The sequence below is a fragment of the Thalassospira indica genome, from assembly GCF_003403095.1.
Taxonomy (GTDB): domain Bacteria; phylum Pseudomonadota; class Alphaproteobacteria; order Rhodospirillales; family Thalassospiraceae; genus Thalassospira; species Thalassospira indica.
On sequence record NZ_CP031555.1, the window covers coordinates 3221572 to 3246484 of the forward strand.

The window sequence follows — 24913 nt, forward strand, 5'->3', positions numbered from 1 at the left end:
CACATTGACCCACGGCGCATCGCAAATCCTGCAAGGCAAATCGCCTTGCCTAAAACTGTATCCTGATCAGCGATATGCGATTAGATCGGCATCCGCAGTCAGGAAGTAAAGGCTGTCACCGGCAACAGATGGCGGCAGGGTAATTGGCCCGGATACTTCGTCCTCACCAAGAATGTCACCGCTATAAGGGGAAACAGTCATTACTTCGCCCTGCTCGTTACCAACGATCAACCTGTCACCGGCCAGTACCGGCCCTGTCCAGACAATCGGGCCTTCCTGATCCTCGGGATCGGTAAAACGGGGCAGAACGGTCACCCATTTAACCTGTCCGGTGCGTCGACGCAAGGCAATCAAGTCATTTGTATTGGTTAGCAGGTATACATATTCGCCGGCCACCCATGGTGACTGGATGCCACCGGCCTCAAGTTCCCAGACACGAACCCCGGTGCGAAGGTCAATCGCGGTCGTCAAACCGGAGTTGCTTGTCGCAATCACCAGGTCATTATCAATCACCGGCAGGCCGCGAATATCAGCAATCGCCGACACCGCATCGGTACGACCGGCCGCGGCAAGCGCATCCGACCAGATCACCTGACCGTTTTCAACGCGAAGGGCATAAAGTTCGCCCGTCGAATAGGCCGAAATGACAACACCCTGATCCACCGCCGGGCTGGCACCACCGATAAAGGACGCGCCCTCGGACGCACCACGATGGTTCCAAAGCGTTTCACCGGTGCGCGCATTCAACGCAACAGTCTGGTTATCGATGGTAATGGCAAAGACGCGACCACCGCGCACAGTCGGCGCAGAACGCATAGGTGCGGTAACCTGTTGACGCCAAAGGATCGTGGCACTTGGCGCATCAATGGCAATGATTTCGGCAAAGCCCGTCGTGGCATAAATGACACCGGCCTCATAGGCCAGACCGCCGCCCAAAAGCGTGCTGTCTTCTTCGTCCTCAGGTGCGAGTTCAAGCGACCAGATCCGCTTGCCCGAAGATGCGGCAAAGGCACGGACTTCGGCGCTGGCATCGATGGTAAAGATCACACCGCGCGCGACAATCGCCTGATTAAGCAGAAGGTTGTCATCCATCGACCCTTCGCCGATATCAATCGACCAGTCCTGTTCGAGGACATCGTTATCAAGCGCAACGTGATGGAGTGCGTGGCTTGGATAGCCGCCATTTTGCGGCCAGTCGACCATGGGTTCCGGTTCAGGCAAAATCACGCGCTGGTCGGTCAGTTCAATGTCGGGCTGAACCGTGCTTTGCAGGGCAAGGACCGAAATACGCTCGCCGGGAAGCGGCGGATCTTCTGCCTCGCCAAGCCAGCTTGAACACCCTGCCAAAAGGCCCGTCAGGCCCATTACGCAAAGAAGTGACTTAATACCGCGTGTGGTCAAAACCGTATCCCCTGAAAAAACTCACGTCATATGGATCGCAGATTGCGATCCATTGATGCCCGAAGAACCTCAGGCACCAACAGCCTTGAGAATTTCACTTGCCCGTGCGCGCATTCCGGCCGGCGCACTGTTATCATCAGCAATCTCGGTCAGAAGCGGTTTGGCGGCTTCGACCTCACCACCCGCGATATGCAGAAGTGCAATCATTTCACGTGCGGAGTAGTACCACGCATTCTCGGGCACTGCGATCGGCTGAAGACGCGCGATCAGGTCCTGCGCGTTTTCGGCACTGGCGCTGTTCATTGCGATCTGAACAACCGCAAGATCGCGATAAACCTGATCAATGTCGGAATTACCGGCAATTGCTTCGAGTTCGCTGATTGCTGACGGCGTCGCATCCGCGCGAAGGTAAACGGCGGCCTTCTGGAAATGACCAAGCGCGACAAAATCGGCATTGCCATCGGCGATGATCGCATCAAGGGCGGCCAATGCGGCGTCTTCGTCGGTTGCGCTGTCCTGTGCCAGTTCGACGGCATTGGCAAGACGGGTACCGTTTTCGATGCTGGTGCTGGTTTCATAGGTTTTCCAGCCTTCACGACCGGCAACACCCAGCACGATGGCCGCTGCAACGCCGATCACGTATTTCCCGTATTTGCGCCACAGCTCTTCGCTGCGTTCACGCTTAAGGTCTTCTTCGACTTCCTGGAAAATATCAACCACGAAAACGGCTCCAATCCGGTCACAATAAAGCGGGCAACCTGCCCGCTTATCTGAAAAATTTCTGGCAAGGATTTAACGCGCCAGCGGGTACAGGGTCAAGTCTGCTCGACACCATTACGGTTATTCCTACGATTATTTTGCCCCGCCCTCGGATTAAGCGGGATCGCAATAACCGTTTCATGGCTGATATCAGCGCCATGTGGCCCAATTCGGGCACAGCAAACCCAACGGGAAAGAATTGCCTGCCAGACACACATTTTCCCCGCGACATCGCCGGTTTTAAACGGCTTTGAAATGTTTGAACGCCACCATCACCGCACCCGGATGCTTTTTGACGGTGATGCACAGGGCTGAAAACGCCCACGATCAGTGCCACATGTCGTTTTATCGGGCGCAAAGACACAGTTCGGCACAGGGCTTGCTTTGGTAAATGCCAAGGGAACAGATTTGAACTTGTCATCGGTCATATTTGCCCGGTGAGCGGACGGAGACCACAATGAAACGTCGCGAGACTGCACATACCAAGCCCGCAAAACGGCGCCTTATCCGACAGCGTATTCTTGCCGGGCTGTTTGCAGCCTTGATGGGGTCCACTGTATCGGGCTGTGGAACAACGATGTCCGATGTTGTCGGCACCAGCCTGTTCACTGGCGGGGAATGGTATATTGCCTTTGACGTGGTCAGCATCATCAATTCCGACAAAACCCTGATTGACCATGCGGTTTCGCTATCGACCGGTCAGGATTGCTCAACCATCCGCAAGATTGACGGCAAGTCCTATTGCAAAAAGGAACCGGTGCCTGAACCGCCGCTTTATTGCTATCGCTCGCTTGCAGCGGTCAGTTGCTATCGCACGCCAGATCCCTATAACACCGGATCGCAAACCGTTGATTGGCCGCCAACCCGTTCGCGCAGCCTCTAAAATCCGGTCTGTTTTTCATCCATTGAAACTTGAGGCATCGGTCAATCCGCGCTACCGTGTCATCAGGCTGTCATTTTCCCGTTGTGGCAAAGGACAACCCCGAACACACGCTGCCGGAGTACCACATGGGAACATTGTTCGATTTGGCCAAATACCGCAAAGCCAAAAGCTTTGTTCATTTTGACCGGGCTGAACTGATGAAACTCATGAACACATACTCCCGACAGGTTGCCAGCGGCGCCTGGAAGGATTATGCCATCGATCATCTGGACGGGATGGCGATGTTTTCGATTTTCCGTTCAACCCACGAAACCCCTCTTTTCACGGTCATCAAGCTCGGTAACGAGCACAAAAATGCCGGACAATATGTTGCCCTGCATAGCGGTGAGCGCATCAAACAGAGCGCTGAAATCGTCAATGTGCTTGAAGCCATCGAAAAACGCGCCCGCAAGGTCGTGCCCCTGTTTAAAACAAACTCCTGACGGTTCCCACACGTGACCAGCCCCTCATCGGCCAGCCTTTCGGGCCGACACCCCTTATTCGCGCTTGCCGTGCTGGCCTGCCTGCTGTTGCCAACAGCGGCCCATACAGCAGGCATGAGCAAGGAATACCAGACAGGCTACTACGCCTATCAGGCTGGGGATTACGTGCGCGCGCAGTCCTTCTGGCATCTGGCAGCACAGGAAAACGACCCGTATGCGCAATATGCGCTGGGTCTGCTGTATTTCCGCGGTGATCTGGGTGCGCCTGAATACGAAATGGCGGCCGAGTGGTTTGGCAAGGCTGCAAAGACCAACCACGGCGGGGCGACCTATTATCTTGGCCTGATGCATTTCAACGGATTTGGCCTGCCCTACGACCATTTTCAGGCCACGAAATACTTCAAGCGTGCGCTGCGCATTGATCCGCACAATGCCAATGCCGCCTATATGATCGGCGCGCAGTATTTCCATGGCCGCGGGGTTCGCCAGAACTTTGTCGAGGCCGCCCATTACTTTGAAATTGCCGCAAACGAAAACATGCACGCCGCACAATTCATGTTCGGTGCCTTGCTTGAACGTGGATGGGGCGTGAAACAGAATTATGCCGACGCCTATTACTGGCTAAGGCGTGCTGCACGCGGCCCGATCACCTTTCCCGAAGGGGCCAACGAGGCAGAACCACTGAACCCGAAGACTGCACTGGACGCGCTGGAACCAAGGCTCCGGCCCGAGGAAATTCAGCGGGTTGAAAAACGCCTTGCCCTTGATGCAACGGGATAGGGTCGCAAACGCCAGATACAACACGGGCACCTGATTTCTTTCAGATGCCCGTGCGCTTTAAGGTCCGTTTCGGCCGGTCCTACTCGGCAAGCTTATAGGCAATCACATAATCGCCCGGCTTGGTGCCAATCGATCCATGACCGCCGGCGACGATCAGCACATATTGCGTCCCGTCATCGGTTTCATAGGTCATCGGCGTTGATTGACCACCGGCCGGAAGACGTGCTTCCCAAATCTTCTCGCCGGTCGTGGCATCATAGGCGCGGAAATAGTTATCGACCGCCGCCCCAAGGAACGCCACGCCACCCTTGGTCAGGATCGGGCCACCAATGCCCGGGACACCAAGTTCGAATGGCAATGGCAACGGGGTCATGTCTTCGACCGTACCGTTTTTATGCATATAGGCAATCTCGCCCGTACGCAGGTCGGCACCGGCAACATACCCCCATGGCGGGGCCTGACACGGAATGCCAAGCGGCGACAGGAACGGTCCCATTTCAACGGCATAAGGCGCACCTTCGTTCCGGTTAATCCCCATTTCACTGGCCTTTTCACTGCCACGCGGCGGCACCTCGGCGCGCGGGATCAGACGCGAGGTAAAGGCAAGATAGGTCGGCATGCCAAACATGATCTGGCGTTCCGGATCAACCGCAACACTGCCCCAGTTGAACGTCCCGAAGTTGCCGGGATAAACCAGCGTCCCTTCCAGAGACGGCGGCGTATAGCGACCTTCATATTTCAACAGATGGAACGCAATACGGCACGCCATCTGATCAAACAGGGTAATGCCCCACATATCCTTGCCAGCCAGCGGCTCTGGCATGAAGGTCAGGTCTGAAACCGGTTGGGTCGGGGCGGTATGATCCTCGGGGATCGCACCACCGGGTGCGGGCACCTCGGTCACCGGAATGATCGGCTCACCGGTGCGGCGATCCAGAACATAGATATCACCCTGTTTGGTCGGTCCGACCAGCGCCGGAACAGTTTCCCCATCGGCATTGGTGATATCAAGCAGCGTTATATGACATTACTAACATTGTTCACATACACAAACTTCCTTGCTAACATGACTGTTTAGCTGCCACTGTGCCTACAGACCTTACCTGCACCGCCAGCATGCTGGCGGTGCAGGTAAGGTCTGATATCACAGCCTCAAGATGACAAACAAAACCCGGTGCCCGACATTTGGAATGAGGGAAGCATGCGGACAGTTCCCTACTACACGGTTGCCAAAGCAGCGGATGTCGTTCGACCTGCAACGATCATCCGCGATACCGAGTGGGATCAAGTGAAGAGCCACAGTCTCCCTACCGGTTTCCACTATCTTGTCTATGACGAATGCAGAATTGTTGAGCCGGTCTTATTCTATCTCCATGACAAATGCGTCCGGTCCGCGAGAATTCCCTCGGTAGGAAACACACAAACAGCTTTAACCTATGACCTGTATGAGTGGTTCACATATCTAGGCTTGATTCATAGGGATTGGGACGCGGCTTGTTTCGATGACATCGAACTATATCGCGACAAGCTTTTATGCAGCAAATCACCTAAAACCGGTAAACGATATGCTGTTGCAACAGTACGCCGCAGGCTCGGCACCATCGTTGACTTCTATGAATGGGCGACCAGGCAAGGCTTGATTGAACTTGATGCGAAAGAGTTTTACGAAGAACGTATCAAACCCCGAAATTATGCAATTACCCGGATGGCGCATGTCCAATCCGGCGACAATACGGTCAAAACGAGTAAACTGCTTCCGAGAACCTATAACAGTGAAACGGCTGAGGCATTTTCTCCCGAAGCTCTTCAACGAGTGCTCGCCGAACTTGGTTCGATCCCCGGAGACAAAGCTGATCGTCGTCCATGCAGAGACCGGCTCATTGCCAGCCTTGCTGTCGCCACAGGAATGCGACTTGACGAATGCGCCAACCTCACTCTGTCGCAATACAAGAATCTCAAGAAAGATGGTAGCTACAGCAACGTCGCATTGCCTCTGTATAAAACCAAAGGCCTGAAGCCGCGCACAGTTGTCGTACCGGGCATAATCCATGATGATCTGCGACATTACGTAAAAACAGAACGGGCCCGTGCGGTTCGACGCGCGAAAACATCTGTCGAGGCTCTTTTTGTCAATCACGCCCATGCCAAAAGAAATCCGGGTGAAGCAATGACAGCTCATTCCATCTGGCGCCACTTTCAGCGCGCGGTTCTGAAAGCCGGTCTTGTATGCCCTTCCCATAAAAACGGCACAACCAGCCCCTTAGACAGACCTGAAGCCCTGCACAGCTTTCATCACCTCCGTCATACCTTTGCGGTTACCATGTATTTTGAACTGGTTCGCGCGGGCAAAGCAGAACCCTGGCTCAGCCTGCGAACATTGCTTGGCCATAGTCACATAACGACAACAATCAATACATATTTGCGGAGTGTACAAATTCGGGAAGCACTCATGACAGATACCCTGAATACGTATCTCAAGGCCCTACGCGATGGCTAGAAAGCGCATGGACAGATCTTTTCTCACGTATCGCCCGGGTGCGGCACCTGCCTTCGACAGGAACAACCTGGCCCGTCCGGAAAAGGAAGAGAGAGAATACGGGGTTATCCAAAAGCTGTCACCTGACGGAAAACTGTGTCAACTCACGCTAAACTGTCCCCGTACCGCAAAATCCAACCGCGGCAGTGCCCAGATCAATGTCAGCGACGATTGGCTGAAAGCCGAACATCTGTCTGTTCCGTTTGCTACGGCCATTTTCTCGCATATTCGCAAGTTTGGTCCCTCTACCCAGGTCAACAAGGTTCAAGCTCTCAATCGCTTCTTTGCTTTTATGTGCGAACAGGGAAAAGCACATTTTAAACTGTCGGATCTGACCACAACTCTTTTTAATGAGTACATTTTCTGGCTCGACACCCAACAGCTTACAAGCAAAACGAAAGCCGGGTTAATCTCCCCACTCCGTGTTGTATTGCACTATCTTAAACAAAATCCACAATATACAAGCGAAGTCCCTGGGGATGCTTATATCCAGCCAAATCCCTGGCCTGGAATAAACGAGCAAATTGCTCATCGACCAATTTTGGCTATCACCGATCTTGTAACGATTGAGCGCGCCTGCATCAAAGAAATGCAGACATGGATGCGCAAATGGGAAGAAGGAAACGACTTTATTAAATCAGGTAGAGAACGCCTGCAGGCGGGTGCTTCACCCACCGAGCATAGACTTGAAACATTGCTGGCAATCATTGAAGACCGCTATGGTGGCTATGTGACGAACAGCAAACAATTCTTTGCTGACGGCGATGGCCGGCGACGACAAATCGAGTTTTTCGGAGGGATCAAGGGTATTGCTCCGTGGCTGTATGCAACAAAGCGCTCTCTGGTCCCGTTTGTCGTGATGATGGCAATCAGGACGGCCTTCAATCCGGAAACCATACTGGCTTTACGAAAATCCGCCCTTCGGGAGAGCTCGTTACTTAAAGGAAGTGCCGAACTGGCGCCGAGATATCGGGTGGTCGGCGGGAAGAAACGCGCGCGAGGCGATCAGGTTCGAACCTATCCTCAGGATAGCACAGAGATTGATAGCCCGATTTCCATTTTCAACAATGTCGGAAAGCTGACCCGTCGCCTCCCAAATGCCGAGCACGATCCCGACCATGATATGCTCTTCATATTTCAGGGCAGAAATTACGGAAGGGCTCATCATTATCTCAATGCAACCTGCACCTTCCCTAACGCACTTTCTGCTTTCAGAAAAGATAATCAACTCCCTGATTTCAGCTTGTCGAACATTCGCCCCACCATCTCGGAGATTGTCAATCAACTGAGTAACGGGGATATCAAGGCACAACAGGCAATTCTCAATCATTGGCACACAGAGACAACGGAAACGCATTATGTGTCGGAAGCGGCCCGGCACCGCAGACGGGAAACATTGGGCAATCTTTTGAACCGACGGGAACGATATATCCGGACATCTGGAAAGTCCGATGACCGTATCAATCTTCCAAACAATACAGGTCGCGCCGCAACGCCGGGGTTTGAATGCACCGACCCCTATGATTCTCCTCTCGCATCCCAGTCCACAGGACAACTCTGCACCGCCTGGGGAGAGTGTCCGCTATGTCCTCGCGCCGCCGTGATCCCCGACAATTCACACGCTTTGGCACAACTGCTTCATCTCCACAATGCCATTGAGAAAGCACGTCACGATTTACCGCCAGGTCGCTGGCTATATTGGTCAACGGTACAAAAGGGCCTGGACAATTGGCTCAGCAAGTTCCCGGCCAGGAGTGTTTGGCATGAGGCCAAAAACATTCAAAGAACCCACGCCATTCTGATCGAATGACATGAACCCTATACAAACCGCTACAGCATATCATCTCATGGCAGCGGAAGATCTGCGGGAAACGAGGATCAACCGCCATTCCCGCTGGTATGATGACAGATGGTTCTTCGACAATCTGACGCCAGGTCACGACGCTACAGCCAGCACCATACGCTGGGATTTCATCATGCCGGACGGCAGTAAATTCGTAGACCCGAAATGGGCGATATTGCTCGACGCACATCGTCGACTGGTCTGGTCACTGATTGTCGACCCAAGACAGCGGCATAGATACAAGCCGGGCTCAATGGGCAAACTCTCCCGACGGGTTCTTTATCTTGCTCGCTGGATGGGCAAATCCGGCTACGCTCATTTCGGCGCGCTTGATACCTGTGCTTTTGACCAGTATCTCGACAACCTGCTCATCGACAAGCAGAATAAAGCCAATCTCAACGCCGTGTATCTTATGGAACATCTCGCATTGCCTGTTTCTCTGGGATATCAGGCCCCTGTTCTGGCAAAGGCGGGAATTCCTGTACCGGGCAGCGCCCCCTGGCATGGCATGACAGCGTTCGAGGTCGCGAAACAGTTGGCAGGCAGGGAACAGGGATACGTCCCGCCAGTCCCCGACCCCATATTTTTGCACATAATGACCAGCGCCTTGTGCATGCTTGACGCGGCAGAGGATATTATTTTACAGGCTCGGCATTTCGCGGACACCAAAGACCTGCAGGTTGCCGAAAAACATGCACCAGACAGGAAGCATTTACGCGATCGCATGAACTCTCTGACTGACGCGTGCCTGATCCTCATCCAGGGATTGTCGGGTATCAGAGTGAGTGAATTGCTGGGACTGCAAGCCTCTGATACGCCACTGGCACAAAATGCCTTGCCCGATTGCATAAAAATTGAACCGTCGGCCAGCGGTCTTCATGAGATATTTTATCTTTCCGGTCATATCTACAAGACGACGAAAACGCCTCGCCCGGCCACCTGGGTCACCGGACTGCGCCCGGTCGGGAGTGATCACCTTCCTGTTCCGGTCAAGGCAATATCTGTCATCGAAAGGTTGTACGCCCCCTGGCGCACTCGAAGAAACATCAACGAACTGATTGTCGGTTTTAGCCGAACAAAAAGCCTGACCAAAGATGTGAAAGCCCATACTTTAAGTTGGGTCAATCGCTGCCAGAGAAGGTTCTTTGTCAGAAGCGGTGTAAAGGATTGGACTGTTACTTCTCATCAATGGCGCAAATCCTTCGCCCAATATGTCATCCGAAGCGACAGCCGCATGCTCCCGGTGCTTCAGGAGCATTTCAAACACATCAGTATGGCGATGACCGAACAGGGATATATAAATGCGGATCCAGAACTGAAACAGATCCTTGATGATGCTGCGGTTCAGTCAACGGTCTCTCTCATTGGCGAAATGATTGCCGGCAGAAAAAACGTCACGGGGGCCCTCAGTGGAAAACTGAAAGAGACTGCGAATCAACTCGGAAGATCTCTGGACAACCGTCCCGAAGATGACCGCCGACGCGATATTGAAGAACTGGTTCGTACCTCGGGTATACGGGCACATGATATTCGCTGGGGAGAGACATCCCTCGGCACCTGTCTCTTTCGACAGGGAACCGGAAATTGCACGGTTGGCTGTTCAGCCCGATGGGTGATCAGTGCGCCGCTATGGTCGGCCGCCCGCCCCGATTTGTGTTGGGAATGTCAAAACCTTGTCCTTGACGAAACTCATTTGCCCTTCTGGAAAGACCGCCGGGTCAAATTGCAAGATGATCTGAAAACGGCAACGACCAATGATGACTTTGCTCTCGCACAACTCTGCAAACAACGTCTCGAACAATGCATTATGGTGCTGAACAAGCTTGAAACCACCGAAACTGCAGCTGCAGAAAACAGCAATCCCGGGTAATGAAACCATGTCCACCACATCTGTTGAAGCCGCATTCATGATGGCGATTGATCGGCTCCTCGCGCGTCATGCTCAGAAAGCCAATACCAGTGATACACCCAGAATCAGCAAAAGCATGGTAGCACGCGAAGCGGGGCATAGCCGGACAACGCTTTACAAATATCCCAAAGTGCTCGAACGACTGAAATCATTTGAGGCAACAGCAAAATCATCAAAACAAAATGAGATCATGAGTCTGCGTCAGGAAATCGCCAAATTAAAACAGGAAACTGGGACGGCGAGAGACCTGATGGCAGCAATGCTGCTTCAAATGCGCGAGATGGAACGACAAACGGCTTCAAGAATTCGTCAGGCAGTACGTATGACACAAGCAGAAGGTTCTGATACGTAATGGGCCTTCCACAACACAGGAAGACTCTTAACAAGCCTTTTACATCAATCGTGGTGTCTACGCCAAGCCTCTCCTAATGCACATGTCTCCCATCTTCCATAAATCATCCCACTTACGACAGATCACTTCCGCAGATCAGCAGAGAGGCGCCTCCCCAAGTTCATGCCTTTGCCCAGTCTGCCTGATTGACAAATAGCCCGAACCAGATTGATGGCTCAAGCAGCAGATGTAAATTCGTGAAATGGTCTGGCTTTGCCACAATATTGCCACTTGACGAAACCGGGGGAGCCCGATATTGCGTATGTTGCAATGCATCACTAAGGAACATTCCGTGCGCATCCTTTCCTGCTTTCTTGCAATCGCGATAGCCATGACAGTTCTGCTGTCGGGGGTTGAGGGTGTGCAAGCAGGTTCGGGACATGGCCATGACAATCATCACGGCGTCATGATCGATGTTTCTGATAGCTCGCAACATGATCGACGTGACATGCATGCGGATCTTTGCGGTATGGCGGTTTGCGGCCCGTTCGTTAAAGAAGTAGAAGGTGTTCTGTCTTCCAGCCCAACGGTGCTTGCGGTAACATACTGGTATCAGGACCTGACTTTGACTTCCGCAGGTTTGGACGTTAGAGCCAAGCCTCCGCGTTCCTGAGATATTTCAGATTTTCCGAACATCCCTTTGCCTGGTTCAATCACTGTTCCTCGAATGAAACAGCGTTTTGCCTGAATTACAGCAGCGCAGACTGTTGTCGTGATTGAACATGGGACGAGGGCCTTCTTACTGAATATCTATTAGGAGCATATACATGCCCAACTTCAAGAATTCCCTTATGCGTCGCGTTAGCGTTTCAACCTTTATTCTTGGCGCGCTTGTCGGTCTTCAGTCACCTGCCTTTGCGGGTGCGGGTCATAGTGGCGGTCATAATGACGGTGCATCGGAAATCGGGGCACCAGGCGAGATATCTGATGTGCGGCGCACCATCAGAATCACGATGGAAGACAATTTTTACGACAAAGAGAAAATTATCGTCCGAGGTGGCGAAACAGTTCGTTTTCTGATCGAAAACAAGGGTGAATTCGTTCATGAATTCAACATTGGAACTACAGCAATGCATGCAGATCATCAGGAAGAAATGATGATGATGATGGAACACGGAGCCCTTGAAGTAGACAAAATCAACATGGACATGATGGAAATGGACATGGGGAACGGTAAAACCATGAAGCACAACGACCCGAATAGTGTGCTTTTGGAGCCGGGTGATTCTGCAGAGGTGATCTGGACTTTCCCCAAAGATGCGGAACTTGAGTACGCATGCAACGTGCCAGGCCATTATGAAAGTGGCATGGTTGGGAAAGTACGCCTGCAGTAATCACTGCTTTTGGGGCTTGTGCCAGAGGGAAACCCTACCTATCCCCTCTGGCGCACCCGGCTCAAAGGATATCAAAAAATGAACAAGTTTCTTGGTAGTGCCCTTCTCGGTGCGCTAAGCGTTATTGCTGTGTCATCAGTAGCGAACGCAGCAACATATGACCTGTCAGTCGACTACGTAACAATCGACACAGGGGAAATGAAAACAAAAGCAATTGGCTATAACGGATCTTCGCCCGGCCCGACCTTGCGCCTGAGAGAAGGTGAAGAGGCCGTTATCAATGTGACTAATAATCTTGATGAAAGCACGTCCATTCACTGGCATGGTTTGATCCTCCCCTATCAGATGGATGGCGTACCTGAGATCAGTTTTCCGGGAATTGCTCCTGGTGAAACATTCACATATCGCATTCCAGTCTCGCAAAGCGGTACCTACTGGTTCCACAGCCATTCCGGTTTTCAGGAGCCGGACGGAGCGTATGGTTCGATCATTATCGAACCCAAAAAGCGAGAACCGTTCAAGTTCGACCGGGAGTATGTGGTTGTCCTGAAAGACAAGCACCCGCATTCCGGCGCACGTATTTTGCGCAACCTCAAAATGATGCCCGATTATTATAATCGCAACCAACGCACCCTTGGCGATTTCATCAGTGATGTCTCTGAAAATGGCTTCGGTGCGACGTTGTCGGAACGTGGTGACTGGGGCAGCATGCGCATGATGCCGACCGACATCGAAGATGTTCACGGATTTGTCGGTCTGATCAACGGAAAGTCACCAGAGCAGAACTGGACAGGCCTGTTCAAGGCCAATGAACGTGTGCGCCTGCGCTTCATCAATGCATCTGCCATGACTTACTTCGACGTCCGCATTCCGGGACTTGAAATGACTGTTGTGCAGGCCGACGGCAACAACGTTCAACCGGTCAAGGTTGATGAATTCCGCATTTCGGTTGCAGAAACCTACGATGTGATTGTTCAGCCGACCGCAGATAAACCTTACGCAATCATGGCGGAATCGATGGGGCGCTCGGGTTATGCATTCGGGTCGCTGTCGCCGCAAGAAGGGCTGAAAGCTGAAATGCCAGCCAGACGCATGGACGCTCCGTTGTTGACAATGGCTGATATGGGGATGGATCACGGGAACATGCCCGGGATGGACCATTCCTCAATGAGCAGTGGTAACGAGAACAGCATGGCTGGAATGGACCATTCGAATATGGCCGGGATGGATCACTCTCAGATGGCGATGTCCAAAGATGATCCTTTCTATGCCGCTGGCAGTGGTTTGACACCAAAAGCAGCGAATGGCGGCAAGTTCTTGTCTTATGCCGACTTGAAAGCACAGAAGCCCTTGTATCCGGAGCGGCCGGCAACGCGTGAAATTGAACTGCGTCTTACGGGAAACATGGAGCGCTATACTTGGTCGATCAATGGCGTCAAATACGAAGATGCAGAACCTATCCGCTTGAAATATGGCGAACGGGTACGGTTCAAGTTCGTCAATGAGACCATGATGTCACACCCGATGCATTTGCACGGGATGTGGTCAATCCTCGATACCGGTAACGGTAAATGGGATCCGGTAAAGCACACCATCAATATCAATCCAGGCATGACTGTTTATTCGGAAACCGAAGTTGATGAACCAGGGCAATGGGCGTTCCATTGTCATTTGAGCTATCACATGGCTTCTGGAATGTTCCGCAAAGTGATTGTTGAGGGCGGTCCAGCCGTCGCAGCACTTGAGAATGGAGTTCAATAACAATGAAAACCCTAACACTGGCCGCGATTGGTGGTGGTGTTCTTGCCACGATCCTGTCCTTCTCGTTCACTGCCAAAGCAGACAATCACATCTTCTATGGCATTCAAATGGAGCAGTTTGAATACCGATCAGGTGATGAAGACGAAAATCTCTTTGTTTGGGATGGTGACGCATTTGTCGGAACCGATGAGTTGAAGCTGCGCTGGCAAGGCGAAGGCGAGCGTGATCTCAAAAACGACCTTTACGAAAACTTCGAGAACAGGCTGGTCCTGCAAACACCAATCAGTGACTTCTTTGATGCCAAGGCCGGTATTCGTCTGGATACGCCAAGCACAACAGATCGTTGGTATGGAACGGTTGGTATCATGGGGCTTGCTCCTCAATGGTTTGAAGTCGACGCTGATCTGTTTGTCAGCGAGACCGGAGACGGCAGTGCGCGGCTTGATGTTGAGTATGAAGGCTTGTTGACCAATCGTTTAATCCTCACACCTTCGCTTGAGCTGAATGCAGCATTCTCTGAGGATCGCGAAATAGAGGTCGGGCGCGGGTTTTCAAGCGCAGAAATCGGACTGCGGCTTAGCTATGATCTAATCGACCGAGCCGTTGCACCGTACATTGGGGTTGCCTATGAACGCAAACTTGGCAAAACCGCAGACTTTGCAAAAGACGACGGCGAGGATTACGAAGCAACTTACCTCGTGACCGGTCTCCGCCTTCTTTTCTAAGCTTCATCTGACAGGGAGGATTTTCCTCCCTGTCTGTTTTTATCGAACCTTTTGAAGGAACCTGACACAGATGATGGAAATCGTCCACGATATGGGGCACCGTTTAACGCACTACATATCAAGCGATGCACACTGGTGGGTTCATTTTGTCTTCCATTTGGTTGTGTTTGGGGTTCCGGTTGCACTTATTATTATTCTCAGTGCAACGGGATACAGGCTTTTAAAACGCCGCAAATCTGTTCTTGCGTGGCAAGCTCAAAAGTCCTTCTCAAAGAACGGAACACCGCTCCTGCAGTACATATTCAGAGCATCATGGAAACGACAGCTAAAACTGGGCCTGCTGGCAATAACGTCACTACCGGCACTTTACATGAGTCTCGAACTACCGAAGCTAATCATCAACAATGCCATAGAGTCCGGACACTTCCCAATCATGTATATGGGTATAGAACTGTCACAGACGCAGACGTTGCTTGCACTATGCATGCTGTTCCTCTTGGCTATTGGCTTACATGGTGGATTGAAATACCAGGTCAATTTGCAATCCGGTGCATTGGCAGAACACATGTCACGCCGCCTGCGGCTCGATATCTCAAAATTCAGCTTTCGAAAGCCGTCCCCCAGAGGCGGGGAATTAATTCCGGTTATTGTTCAGGAGGTAGAGCCCGTAGCTGGGTATGCATCGGAGTCCATTGTATTACCTTTGTTACAAGGTGGCACGTTCCTGACTATTCTGGCTTTCATGCTCGTGCAAGATTTGGTCTTGGGCATCGCCGCAACAGCACTGTTGCCGCTTCAGATTTTTGTCATTCCCAGATTTCAAAAGAAAATTAATGCTTTGTCTCGAACGCGGCTGAAAGAAGTCAGGGTTCTCGGGGAGAAGATCGGGAATATCTCAAACGACCACCAGCCAAGTGCTCGGGATATTTACGGGTCATACAAACGACTTCATGATCTTCGTCTTTCTATCCACAAAAACAAGTTCGCCATGAAGTCTTTAAACAACTTTATATCTCAGATGACGCCATTCTTCTTTTACACAATAGGGGGGTATCTGGTGATAAAGGGCGACCTCACGCTCGGAGCACTAATCGCAGTATTAACTGCATACAAAGACATGGGCGCTCCGCTCAAAGAGCTCTTTCGTTACTATCAGGCGCAAGCCGATGCTCATGTCAGATACTCCGAAATCAAACCTTACATCTCCAAGGAAATCGAGATTACGGACAATCAGTTTGCAGATGTAACGGTTCTATCTGAAGCAGGGTAAAAAAAGACTTACCCATAGTTGAGGTAGGTCAACGTAACTCGATATTCAGGGGCATATGTGTTACCTTCTGCCCAGAGGGGATTTGATCAATGAATGCACAGCAAGCACTTATACGCGCCGTACTGATCCTGCTTGTCGGGATCAGTGCTATAATGCTTGCTCCCCATATTGCAGTCGCGTCCAGTGGCTCCTTTCCTGCGCATTCTGCAGAAATCAGTGATTTCGACATTGATCACCAACATGATCTGACTTCGTGCTGCCCTCAGGTTTCTTGTCACTCCACATCAGCGGTCCTTACCGAGATTATCCTACCGATTTCCGAGTTTTCTCCTGTACAGAACGGGATAGAAGAAATGTCCCTTCAACCGGTATCTCGGTCATGGATTTTCCAACCTCCCATATTCTGATCCTCCCAAACAAATAGCGAATAACTGTTCTGGTTTCTGCGCGTGCCGATGGCTTGCGTGAAGATTGCGCGTCGGTATTCGGCACCATGCTGTTTTCATTCAGAACAGTCGGACTTAAAGGTATTTATGGGATGGCAAAGAGAAATGGAAAATATTCTCAGTTGGTTGCTTTGGGGAGCCTTCATCATATTGATGATGCGCTTTGGTTGCGGTGCTCACATGTTTGGCCACAAAAAGCACACCCACAATAAGAAACAAGCGGACGGTCATGCTGAGGCAATCCGATGGGAGCACCCTCATTCCGCCGTTGACCCGGTTTGTCATAAAACTGTCGACCCGCGCATCGCCAAAACAACCATTCATAGCGGCGACGTATTTTACTTCTGTTCAGACACCTGCCGTTCAGCATTTGAAGCGTCACCAGACAATTATGTCGGTGGCAGCGCAATCACCCGAAAAACTCATGTATCGCAAGGCTAGTTCAGCGAAATCATAGGCAGCAGCAACCTGACCAAGGTTGCTTAGTTCGCATTGTCTGACGTTTCTTCGACTACTCGATGTATACGCATAAAACAAAGGCCAGAAGGAAATGAAAAAAGAAATCAATTGGTTAAAGTACCTGGTCATCGGTTTTTTCGCAGTAGGGATCATCGCCATGACCCTGAATTCGTTTCTGCCCGGGAAAGATGACATCAAAGATATTGAGCTGACTGATAGTGGGATTGCATTACCCAGTTTCAGCAAGGAAGCAATGGTAGGAAAGCAGCTTTTCGATATGAACTGTGTTGTCTGCCACGGACGCAATGCAAGCGGCACAGAACAAGGTCCGCCGCTGATACACCGGATCTACAATCCGGGTCATCATTCAGACCGCGCATTCTACCTTGCTGTTGGAAACGGGGCGAAACAACATCACTGGCCCTTCGGCGATATGCCAGCCCAGCCTCAGGTCAGTTCGGAACAGGTATCACGGATCATTCGTTACGTACGTGAGCTACAGGAAGCAAACGGCATCGCGTACCAAAAACACCAAATGTGAGGCAGGGATGGATCATCAATCAGAATACAAGAAAAACAGTATCTCGCTCGTTGGCGCGATATCCATGGGCACCGGTGTTATGATCGGGGCAGGAATTTTTGCTTTAACGGGACAAATTGCCGAACTTGCAGGAAAGTGGTTCCCGTTGTCGTTCCTATTTGGCGCACTTGTCACTGCTTTTAGCGCATATACATATATAAAGATGTCAAATGCTTTCCCGTCCGCGGGTGGGATCGGAATGATCCTTCAAAAAGCATACGGGTCAGGAGCCATAGCAGGTGGCGCAGCATTACTGATGGCCTTTTCGATGGTTATCAACGAGAGTTTGGTGGCAAGAACATTCGGAACCTATGTCTTGCGCGCATTTGACTTGACAGAGCTTGAAGTTCTTATACCGGTCTTGGGTGTCTGCCTGATCATTTTTGCATACGCTGTCAACAGAGCTGGGAACAAATCGGTTGGTGTGTTTTCAATGGTCATGGCCACACTGAAGATCGGTGGAATTGCTTTGTTTGCAATTGCAGCTCTGTGGGCTGGTGGATATTCGTTCGAGCCGTCATCAACTGACGGCGCGAGTTTTCCTCTAGCCGGTTTTGTAGCATCAATTGCTCTTTCAATTCTAGCCTTCAAAGGATTCACTACGATCACGAATAGCGGCGCTGAAATCGTGAACCCTCACAAGAATGTTGGCCGTGCGATCACGTTCTCAATCCTGATTTGCGTTGTCGTATATATTCTCGTGGCGCTCGCTGTTGGCTCAAGTCTTGGCTTGGATGAACTGATAAAAGCCAAAGACTATGCCCTTGCCGAAGCCGCAGCGCCTGCATTGGGCCCTACCGGATTTTATCTGACTGTGCTGCTCGCAGTCGTTGCGACGGCCTCCGGTTTACTTGCAAGCGTGTTTGCTGTCTCAAGAATGCTCGCGATGCTGACTGATATGGAGATGATCCCACACAGTCATTTTGGAATGTCCGGTTCAATCAAAGACCACACGCTTGTTTACACGGTTGTCGTGGCAGCGCTGTTGACAATCTTTTTTGATTTAAGCCGGATCGCTTCACTTGGAGTGTTTTTCTATCTCGTCATGGATGTGCTCATCCACTGGGGATGTTTTAAGTATCTACGGCAGGAAATAGGTGCACGCGGCTTTGTTATGATTACAGCGATTGTCTTTGACATCATCGTATTGCTCGTTTTCGCCGGCATGAAATTGCAAAGCGACCCATCCATTGTTCTCATTGCAACCTTGATGATTGTTGCTGTGTTCATTTTTGAACGTTGGTTCCTGTCAAACCGGATAAACCAATCGGCCAAGGCGCACAGTCACGATCACTCAGGACATTGATAAACCGCAGTGACATTGAGGCATAACAGCAGGAAGCAGACCATGTCTGAGCATCATCATAAAAAGCACCAGCATAATCACAGAACGTCGGATCAAGCAGAACATGCAACCGATCCTGTTTGCAGCATGTCGGTCACGCTGGATTCCGATACACCACGCTCACCGTACGGCGATGAGACATATTACTTCTGTTCCCAGAAATGTAAGAGCAAGTTCGATAGCTCTCCTGAAAGCGTATTATCCGCAAAGGAAGAGACATCTGCTGCAAACAGCGCTTCGTCATCCGCTTCTCGCCGCTACACCTGCCCGATGCATCCGGAGATCATACGATCCGAACCTGGTTCCTGTCCGATCTGCGGAATGGCACTGGAACCGATGGATATACCAACAGAAAATGAGGAACCAAACCCCGAGATTCAAGACTTCAAAAAGAGATTCTGGTTAGGCGCAGCTCTTACGGTGCCGCTGATTGTCCTAACGATGGGGCCGTTTGTTGGTTTGGGTTTCATCCGGGAAATGATTGGAGAACGCGTTACTCTTTGGGTGGAGTTGGTTCTCGGAACGCCTGTTGTCCTGTGGTCCGGCTTCCCATTCATGGTTCGTGGATGGCATTCTGTGGTGAACCGTTCTCTCAACATGTTCACCTTGATCGGGATGGGCGTTAGCGCAGCTTATATATTTAGCGTCGTCGCAGTGATTTCTCCGGGTATTTTTCCTGATGGCTTCAGAGACGCACAGGGACATGTCGGTGTGTATTTCGAAGCTGCAGCTGTCATCGTTGTCCTTGTGCTTCTTGGCCAACTAATGGAATTGGGGGCTCGGGAACGAACCGGCTCGGCAATCAAAGCGTTATTGGGTCTTGCTGCGAAAACAGCCCGCATTATTGAAGATGATGGTTCTGAACGAGAAGTTCCTCTTGAGGATGTAACCGTCGGAATGCGTTTGAGGGTTCGCCCAGGCGACAAGATACCTGTCGATGGCGTTGTCGTTGAAGGACGGTCGTCAGTTGATGAATCCATGATTTCGGGTGAACCCGTTCCAATTGAAAAAAATCCAGATGACGATGTCACCGGAGCAACAATCAACGGAAATGGCAGCCTGATCATCCTGGCCAAACGGGTTGGCAAAGATACTGTCTTGAGCCAAATCGTTGATATGGTCTCCCATGCTCAGCGAAGCAAAGCGCCAATCCAAAAGGTTGCAGACACGGTTGCAGGCAAGTTTGTGCCTGCTGTTATCCTGGTTGCTTTGATCGCCTTCGTCGCTTGGGCCATCTGGGGGCCCGATCCGTCATTGTCATACGGGCTTGTCGCAGCGGTTGCTGTTCTGATCATTGCGTGTCCCTGCGCCCTTGGTTTGGCAACGCCGATGTCAATCATGACAGCGACCGGCCGTGGTGCACAAATTGGTGTGCTCATTAAAAATGCAGAGGCCTTGGAGCGATTTGCGAAGATCGATGTGCTCATTGTCGATAAAACCGGGACTTTGACAGAGGGTAAACCAAAACTTGCAGGTGTAATCGCCCAACCAGATTTTCAGGAGGAGGAAGTTCTTTCTGTCGCTGCGGCGCTGGAAAAGGGATCCGAACATCCATTGGCTGACGCCATTGTCAGTGCTGCTCAGGAGCGCGGATTGTCCCTTGATAAGGCAGAGGAATTTGAAGCTGTAACCGGTCAGGGCGTCACCGGAAAGGTGGGTGGCAAGTCGGTTGCCCTAGGTAATAGCAAACTCCTTCAGACTCTCAATATCGATCATTCTGCTGTTGATAAAATAGCAAATGATCGGCGAGATATGGGGGAGACGGTAATGCATGTCGTTATTGATGGAAAGATCGCTGGGCTCATTTCCGTTGCCGATCCGATAAAGCAAACAACATCGGATGCCCTGGCCGCATTGAAAAAGCAGGGCTTCAAAATTGTCATGGCTACTGGCGACAATCAACGAACAGCAAAAGCTGTTGGCAGTAAACTCTCGATTACCGATATCCGGGCCGATGTCTCACCGGAAGATAAGGCCAATTTAATCAAAGAGCTAAAAGATAAAGGTCATCAAGTCGCGATGGCGGGTGACGGTGTTAACGATGCCCCCGCACTTGCGCAGGCCGACGTCGGAATTGCGATGGGTACGGGCGCTGATGTTGCAATTGAAAGTGCTGGTTTCACCCTCGTCAAAGGTGACTTGAGCGGGATTGTTAGAGCCCGAGAACTCTCGGAAGCAACGATGCGCAATATCCGGCAAAACCTCTTCTTTGCGATGGTCTATAACGCAGCCGGTGTGCCTGTTGCTGCGGGTCTGCTCTATCCGTTCTTTGGCATTCTCATCTCACCAATGTTTGCAGCTGCAGCCATGAGCTTATCCTCGGTATCAGTCATTGCGAATGCACTGAGGTTACGTCGAGCAAGTTACTAGCATCCCAATATTGACTGATTGGGCGAGGGGTGAACCAGACAAGGCTGACTTTAATACAAGACAGTTCACCCCTCGCCCATTTTAAATGACATACCAGCCAGCACTCAGAACTTTAAATCTCTTCTGATCCGTTCCCAAAATTCATCTGTCGGCTTTTTACACTTGGTAGCCAGAAATCTATTTTCACCTTGATAATTTCGGGTATACGGATTTAATGGTTGATGGGGCACCTTCACCCCATCAATCTGATACCACCCTCAGATGGTTGATAGATCGACTCCGTAGTTGAGTTCCTCTGCGAAGTCCGGCAGTCCGTAACCGATGGTTTTCTTGTAGAAAGGAGAGACCTTCGCAGTCGGTGCCTTCTTCTTGTGCTTCGTGGTGTAGAGCATTCGTGCCCGCATCACCTCGAAGGAGTAACCGCGCCCTTCACGGTTCTTGTCCTTGGCCAGTCGGTTGATGGACTCCGTGTAAGCGTTGGTGACGGGCATGTCCGTCTCGAAGTAGGTCATGGTCTCTTCGCGCCAGTTTCCCACTGCCCTGACCAGATCGCTCCAGACTTCCTTTTGGCCCTTCGGGATGGTGGCTATCCACTCGTCCAGGGCGGCTTCTGCCTGGAGCCGTGTGGTGGCGTCCCAGATGCCGTAGAAGCGCTCCTTGTGCTCGTAGGCGGCCAGCAGTTGCGGGAACGCGCCTGTCCAGGTCTCCATGATGAGGCGCTCCCGGTCTGAGACTTCGTGAGCGCGTTTCAGCAGGATTTTCCGGTCTCCCTTGAGAGTCCGGCTCTGGGACGGTTTCAGCTCCTTTCTGAGGCCCTTGCGCACTCTCTCTAGGGCATCGTTGGCCATGCGCACCACATGGAACTTATCGACCACGATACGGGCCTGGGGCAGCACAGCCTTGACCGCTGCCCGGTAGGGGTTCCACATGTCCATGCTGACGATCTCGACCTTCTGCCGGTCTTTCAGCTTCATCAGGTAGTTGGTCACCACGTCCTGGCGGCGGGTGGCCAGCAGGTCGAGCAGGGTTCGCTCCTCAATGTTGGTCAGAATGCAGCGGTAGCGCTTGTTCAGGTATAGCTCGTCAATGCCCAGGATGCGGGGCGTCTCGAAGCGGTGCCAGCGCCCCAGGAACTCGGCGCGGGCGTTGAAGATGTCGCGCACCGTCTTCTCGTCCAGGCCGGTCTGTGCCGCCACAAAGGTGTAGGGGTGGTTGAAGGATTCCTTCTCCACGTACTCATGCAGCCGCAGTGTCATACGGAATCCGTCCACCATCTCCGGTAGCTGGGGCCTGAATGTTGTCTTGCAGGCCCGGCAGGTGTATCGGCGGCGGACCACCCAGAGAGTGACCCGCTTGCCGTGGATGGGCAGATCACGATAGGGAACGTCACGCTTGCCGAACCGTACGAACTCACCCTGCACGCCGCATTCCTCGCAGGCGATGGGATCGGGCACGTCCACCTGGAAGTGCATTTCGTCGTCGGTTGATTTGCAGCCCAGTACTTGGTATTGCGGCAGGTGAAGGATGTTGTCGGGAAGTTCGGTCATGGTGTTGTATAGGCGTAGGTGTCAGTCAGATCCATCCGGCTCGGCATTGGTGTTTGCTTTTTTACCCAACAAGCTGCTGGAAACGAAAAGTAAGGCACCGAGGACAATTGCAATATCAGCCAGGTTGAAGGCCGGCCAATGCCAGTCTCGCCAATAGAAATCAAAGGAATCCACAACATAGCCGCGAAAGACCCGGTCAATCAGGTTGCCCATGGCGCCACCGAGGATAAGACTGTAAGCGATGGCTTCTCCTTTATGACGATTTTCAAGGATCAGCTTGATCAGAAAAATCGAGACCACTACCGCGATTCCGATAAAAAAGTAGCGCTGCCAGCCTCCACCATTCGCAAAAAGACTGAATGCGGCACCGGTGTTCCATAGGTGCACCCAGTTAAAGAACGGGGTCACCGAAACATACTCGCCATAGGCCATTGATTGCTGCACCAGCCACTTTACAGCCTGATCAGACGCTGCCAGCAGGCCCGATATGAACAATAGGGCATACGGCGAGAGCTTTTTGCCAATAATGAGCATTATTTAACCCTTCAACGCCAAAATGCGTCTGGCACCGTTAAGTACAATGCCCCCCGCGATGGTGCCGATAATCAGATCCGGATAATTGGAACCGGTCCACGCGACCAGGGCGCCGGCGGTGATGACCCCCAGGTTGATCACCACGTCGTTGGCCGAGAATATCCAGCTTGCCTTCATGTGCGCCCCGCCTTCCCGATGTTTGGATATGAGCAGCAGACAACTGGTATTGGCAATCAATGCGACGAATGCGATAGCCATCATCACCAGCGATTCAGGCTCACTACCGAATACAAAGCGTCTCACCACCTCTACGAGCACGCCCACAGCCAAGATCAGTTGCAGTACACCAGCAAGATGCGCGGCACGTACCTGCATTTTCACGCTATGTCCAACCGCATAAAGGGCAAGCCCGTACACCGCCGCATCGGCAAAATTGTCCAGGGATTCTCCAATCAGGCCGGTGGACTGGGCGATCAGACCGGCAGTCATTTCCACCACGAACAGAAGTGCATTGATGCCGAGCAACCAGCGCAGGGTCCCGGATTCTTGCTTAGCAGAAGCTGCCGAAAACTCGGCGGCCTTGATGGTCTCCGGATTTGCAGCGACGGTTTCCTGAAGCGAGGCGCCTAGCCCCAAGGTCTTCAGTTTCGAGGTGACGGGCTCGACCTCGCCGTCATGCACGACCTTCAGCCGGCGGTTCGACAAGTCGAAGGACAGCGCCCGAATCTCCTCAAAGCCGTTCAGGGCTAGGCGAATCATTCGTTCTTCTGATGGACAGTCCATCTTCGGCACGGCATAAACACTGACCCATCTCCCTGGCGCCTCGGAGGAGGCCTGTATATCGGTATCCGCTGCGGACGTTGCATCACCGCCACAGGCGCCACCACAGGATTTGCTCATGATACGACTCCACTTGAACAATGTTGTGGTACCATTTAAAACTATAAAGCTACTATAAGGTCAATAGAGTAAAGAATCCGTTGGGGAGGAGGCTGATGCGCATTGGTCAGTTGGCGCAGTTGGTAGGGGTCGAAACACAGACGATCCGCTTCTATGAACAGCAGGGCTTGTTGCCGCCGCCTGATCGGCAGGACAACGGTTACCGTGTCTATACCGAGAAGCATGGTGAGGGGCTGGCCTTCATCCGTCGCTGCAGAATCCTGGGCCTGTCACTGGCTGAGATTCACGAACTACAGAGCTATCAGGACGACCCTCATCAGCCTTGTACCGCCGTCAACGCCTTGCTCGATGATCACATCTCTCATGTGCGGTCGCAGATAACCGCTCTGCAAGCGCTTGAGAAACAACTCGTTTCACTGAGAGCGAGTTGCAACGATGACCGGGAAGTTGAGGCGTGTGGGGTTCTTGCTGGAATTAGCGAAGGAAACATGCACCAGCAGTAGGTGAAGCATCAACCAGATAATCCGATGAGATGCCGGTCTGTCTCACTCTCATGCAAAGGTAAGATCAACCATTTAATCCGCTTACCCATAATTTCGAGTTTACGCACTGATAGATGCAATCCTGTATATTTACATTGTAGGGTTACATACATGCG

Annotated in this window: 23 protein-coding genes; 17 read left to right on the forward strand and 6 right to left on the reverse strand. The window is 51.9% G+C overall.

The features are described 5' to 3' along the window. Positions 1–66: 66 nt before the first annotated feature. The gene (locus tag DY252_RS15185; protein ID WP_231959765.1) at positions 67–1401 is read right to left on the reverse strand and encodes an outer membrane protein assembly factor BamB family protein; all 1335 of its coding nucleotides are present in this window, start codon (positions 1399–1401) and stop codon (positions 67–69) included. Positions 1402–1470: 69 nt separating this feature from the next. Next, positions 1471–2121, reverse strand: coding sequence for a tetratricopeptide repeat protein (locus tag DY252_RS15190; RefSeq protein WP_064789712.1), 651 nt, complete (start codon positions 2119–2121; stop codon positions 1471–1473). Positions 2122–2617: 496 nt separating this feature from the next. On the opposite strand from DY252_RS15190, the gene DY252_RS15195 reads away from it, so the two are divergent. From DY252_RS15195 to DY252_RS15205, 3 genes are all read left to right on the forward strand, one after another. Continuing rightward, on the forward strand, positions 2618–3043 hold the full coding sequence (locus DY252_RS15195; RefSeq protein ID WP_008890527.1) for a hypothetical protein: 426 nt from the start codon (positions 2618–2620) through the stop codon (positions 3041–3043). An 83-nt stretch (positions 3044–3126) separates the two neighbouring features. Next, complete coding sequence (locus tag DY252_RS15200; RefSeq protein ID WP_231959764.1) at positions 3127–3525, forward strand: DUF2794 domain-containing protein; 399 nt, start codon at positions 3127–3129, stop codon at positions 3523–3525. A 12-nt stretch (positions 3526–3537) separates the two neighbouring features. Then, a complete protein-coding gene (locus tag DY252_RS15205) occupies positions 3538–4305 on the forward strand; it encodes a tetratricopeptide repeat protein (RefSeq protein ID WP_231959763.1) in 768 nt (255 codons plus the stop codon). A 79-nt stretch (positions 4306–4384) separates the two neighbouring features. Here DY252_RS15205 and DY252_RS15210 read toward each other — a convergent pair whose 3' ends face one another. After that, positions 4385–5326: a PQQ-binding-like beta-propeller repeat protein gene (locus tag DY252_RS15210; RefSeq protein ID WP_484417978.1), complete on the reverse strand. Its 942-nt coding sequence runs from the start codon at positions 5324–5326 to the stop codon at positions 4385–4387. A 180-nt stretch (positions 5327–5506) separates the two neighbouring features. Here DY252_RS15210 and DY252_RS15215 point away from each other — a divergent pair, with 180 nt between their 5' ends. From DY252_RS15215 to DY252_RS15275, 13 genes are all read left to right on the forward strand, one after another. Then, on the forward strand, positions 5507–6802 hold the full coding sequence (locus DY252_RS15215; protein ID WP_064789710.1) for a tyrosine-type recombinase/integrase: 1296 nt from the start codon (positions 5507–5509) through the stop codon (positions 6800–6802). A gap of 7 nt (positions 6803–6809) precedes the next feature. Continuing rightward, positions 6810–8651, forward strand: a complete 1842-nt coding sequence (locus DY252_RS15220; protein WP_129542743.1) for a phage integrase SAM-like domain-containing protein — start codon at positions 6810–6812, stop codon at positions 8649–8651. 37 nt (positions 8652–8688) lie between these two features. Beyond that, positions 8689–10554, forward strand: a complete 1866-nt coding sequence (locus DY252_RS15225; protein ID WP_129542744.1) for a hypothetical protein — start codon at positions 8689–8691, stop codon at positions 10552–10554. A 7-nt stretch (positions 10555–10561) separates the two neighbouring features. Next, positions 10562–10945, forward strand: a complete 384-nt coding sequence (locus DY252_RS15230) for a hypothetical protein (RefSeq protein ID WP_064789708.1) — start codon at positions 10562–10564, stop codon at positions 10943–10945. A 331-nt stretch (positions 10946–11276) separates the two neighbouring features. Then, the gene (locus DY252_RS15235; protein WP_063093938.1) at positions 11277–11597 is read left to right on the forward strand and encodes a hypothetical protein; all 321 of its coding nucleotides are present in this window, start codon (positions 11277–11279) and stop codon (positions 11595–11597) included. Positions 11598–11751: 154 nt separating this feature from the next. Next, positions 11752–12318 (forward strand): cupredoxin domain-containing protein, encoded by a 567-nt coding sequence (locus DY252_RS15240; RefSeq protein ID WP_082923552.1) that lies wholly within the window; start codon positions 11752–11754, stop codon positions 12316–12318. Between the two features lie 78 nt (positions 12319–12396). Then, positions 12397–14079, forward strand: a complete 1683-nt coding sequence (locus tag DY252_RS15245) for a copper resistance system multicopper oxidase (RefSeq protein WP_064789706.1) — start codon at positions 12397–12399, stop codon at positions 14077–14079. Between the two features lie 2 nt (positions 14080–14081). Next, positions 14082–14804, forward strand: a complete 723-nt coding sequence (locus DY252_RS15250) for a copper resistance protein B (RefSeq protein WP_022733249.1) — start codon at positions 14082–14084, stop codon at positions 14802–14804. A gap of 70 nt (positions 14805–14874) precedes the next feature. Further along, positions 14875–16074, forward strand: coding sequence for an ABC transporter ATP-binding protein (locus DY252_RS15255; RefSeq protein ID WP_022733250.1), 1200 nt, complete (start codon positions 14875–14877; stop codon positions 16072–16074). A gap of 551 nt (positions 16075–16625) precedes the next feature. Then, positions 16626–16961, forward strand: coding sequence for a YHS domain-containing protein (locus tag DY252_RS15260; protein ID WP_064789705.1), 336 nt, complete (start codon positions 16626–16628; stop codon positions 16959–16961). A gap of 109 nt (positions 16962–17070) precedes the next feature. Beyond that, the gene (locus tag DY252_RS15265) at positions 17071–17520 is read left to right on the forward strand and encodes a c-type cytochrome (protein WP_064789704.1); all 450 of its coding nucleotides are present in this window, start codon (positions 17071–17073) and stop codon (positions 17518–17520) included. A 7-nt stretch (positions 17521–17527) separates the two neighbouring features. After that, on the forward strand, positions 17528–18865 hold the full coding sequence (locus DY252_RS15270) for an APC family permease (protein ID WP_063093952.1): 1338 nt from the start codon (positions 17528–17530) through the stop codon (positions 18863–18865). A gap of 42 nt (positions 18866–18907) precedes the next feature. Continuing rightward, positions 18908–21274: a heavy metal translocating P-type ATPase gene (locus tag DY252_RS15275; protein ID WP_082923550.1), complete on the forward strand. Its 2367-nt coding sequence runs from the start codon at positions 18908–18910 to the stop codon at positions 21272–21274. Between the two features lie 257 nt (positions 21275–21531). Here the strand turns inward: DY252_RS15275 and DY252_RS15285 are convergent, their stop codons facing one another. From DY252_RS15285 to DY252_RS15295, 3 genes are read right to left on the reverse strand one after another with little or no spacing between them, the layout of a single operon-like run. Then, complete coding sequence (locus DY252_RS15285; RefSeq protein WP_004574636.1) at positions 21532–22821, reverse strand: ISL3-like element ISPpu12 family transposase; 1290 nt, start codon at positions 22819–22821, stop codon at positions 21532–21534. Between the two features lie 21 nt (positions 22822–22842). After that, complete coding sequence (gene lspA / locus DY252_RS15290; RefSeq protein WP_064790853.1) at positions 22843–23355, reverse strand: signal peptidase II; 513 nt, start codon at positions 23353–23355, stop codon at positions 22843–22845. Between the two features lie 3 nt (positions 23356–23358). After that, positions 23359–24255 (reverse strand): cation efflux transmembrane domain-containing protein, encoded by an 897-nt coding sequence (locus DY252_RS15295; protein WP_004574643.1) that lies wholly within the window; start codon positions 24253–24255, stop codon positions 23359–23361. Positions 24256–24350: 95 nt separating this feature from the next. Between DY252_RS15295 and cadR the strand changes: the two genes are divergently transcribed. Then, positions 24351–24758 carry a Cd(II)/Pb(II)-responsive transcriptional regulator gene (gene cadR, locus DY252_RS15300; RefSeq protein WP_004364961.1) on the forward strand — a complete coding sequence of 136 codons (408 nt, stop codon included), beginning with the start codon at positions 24351–24353 and terminating at the stop codon, positions 24756–24758. The last annotated feature ends 155 nt before the right edge of the window (positions 24759–24913 follow it).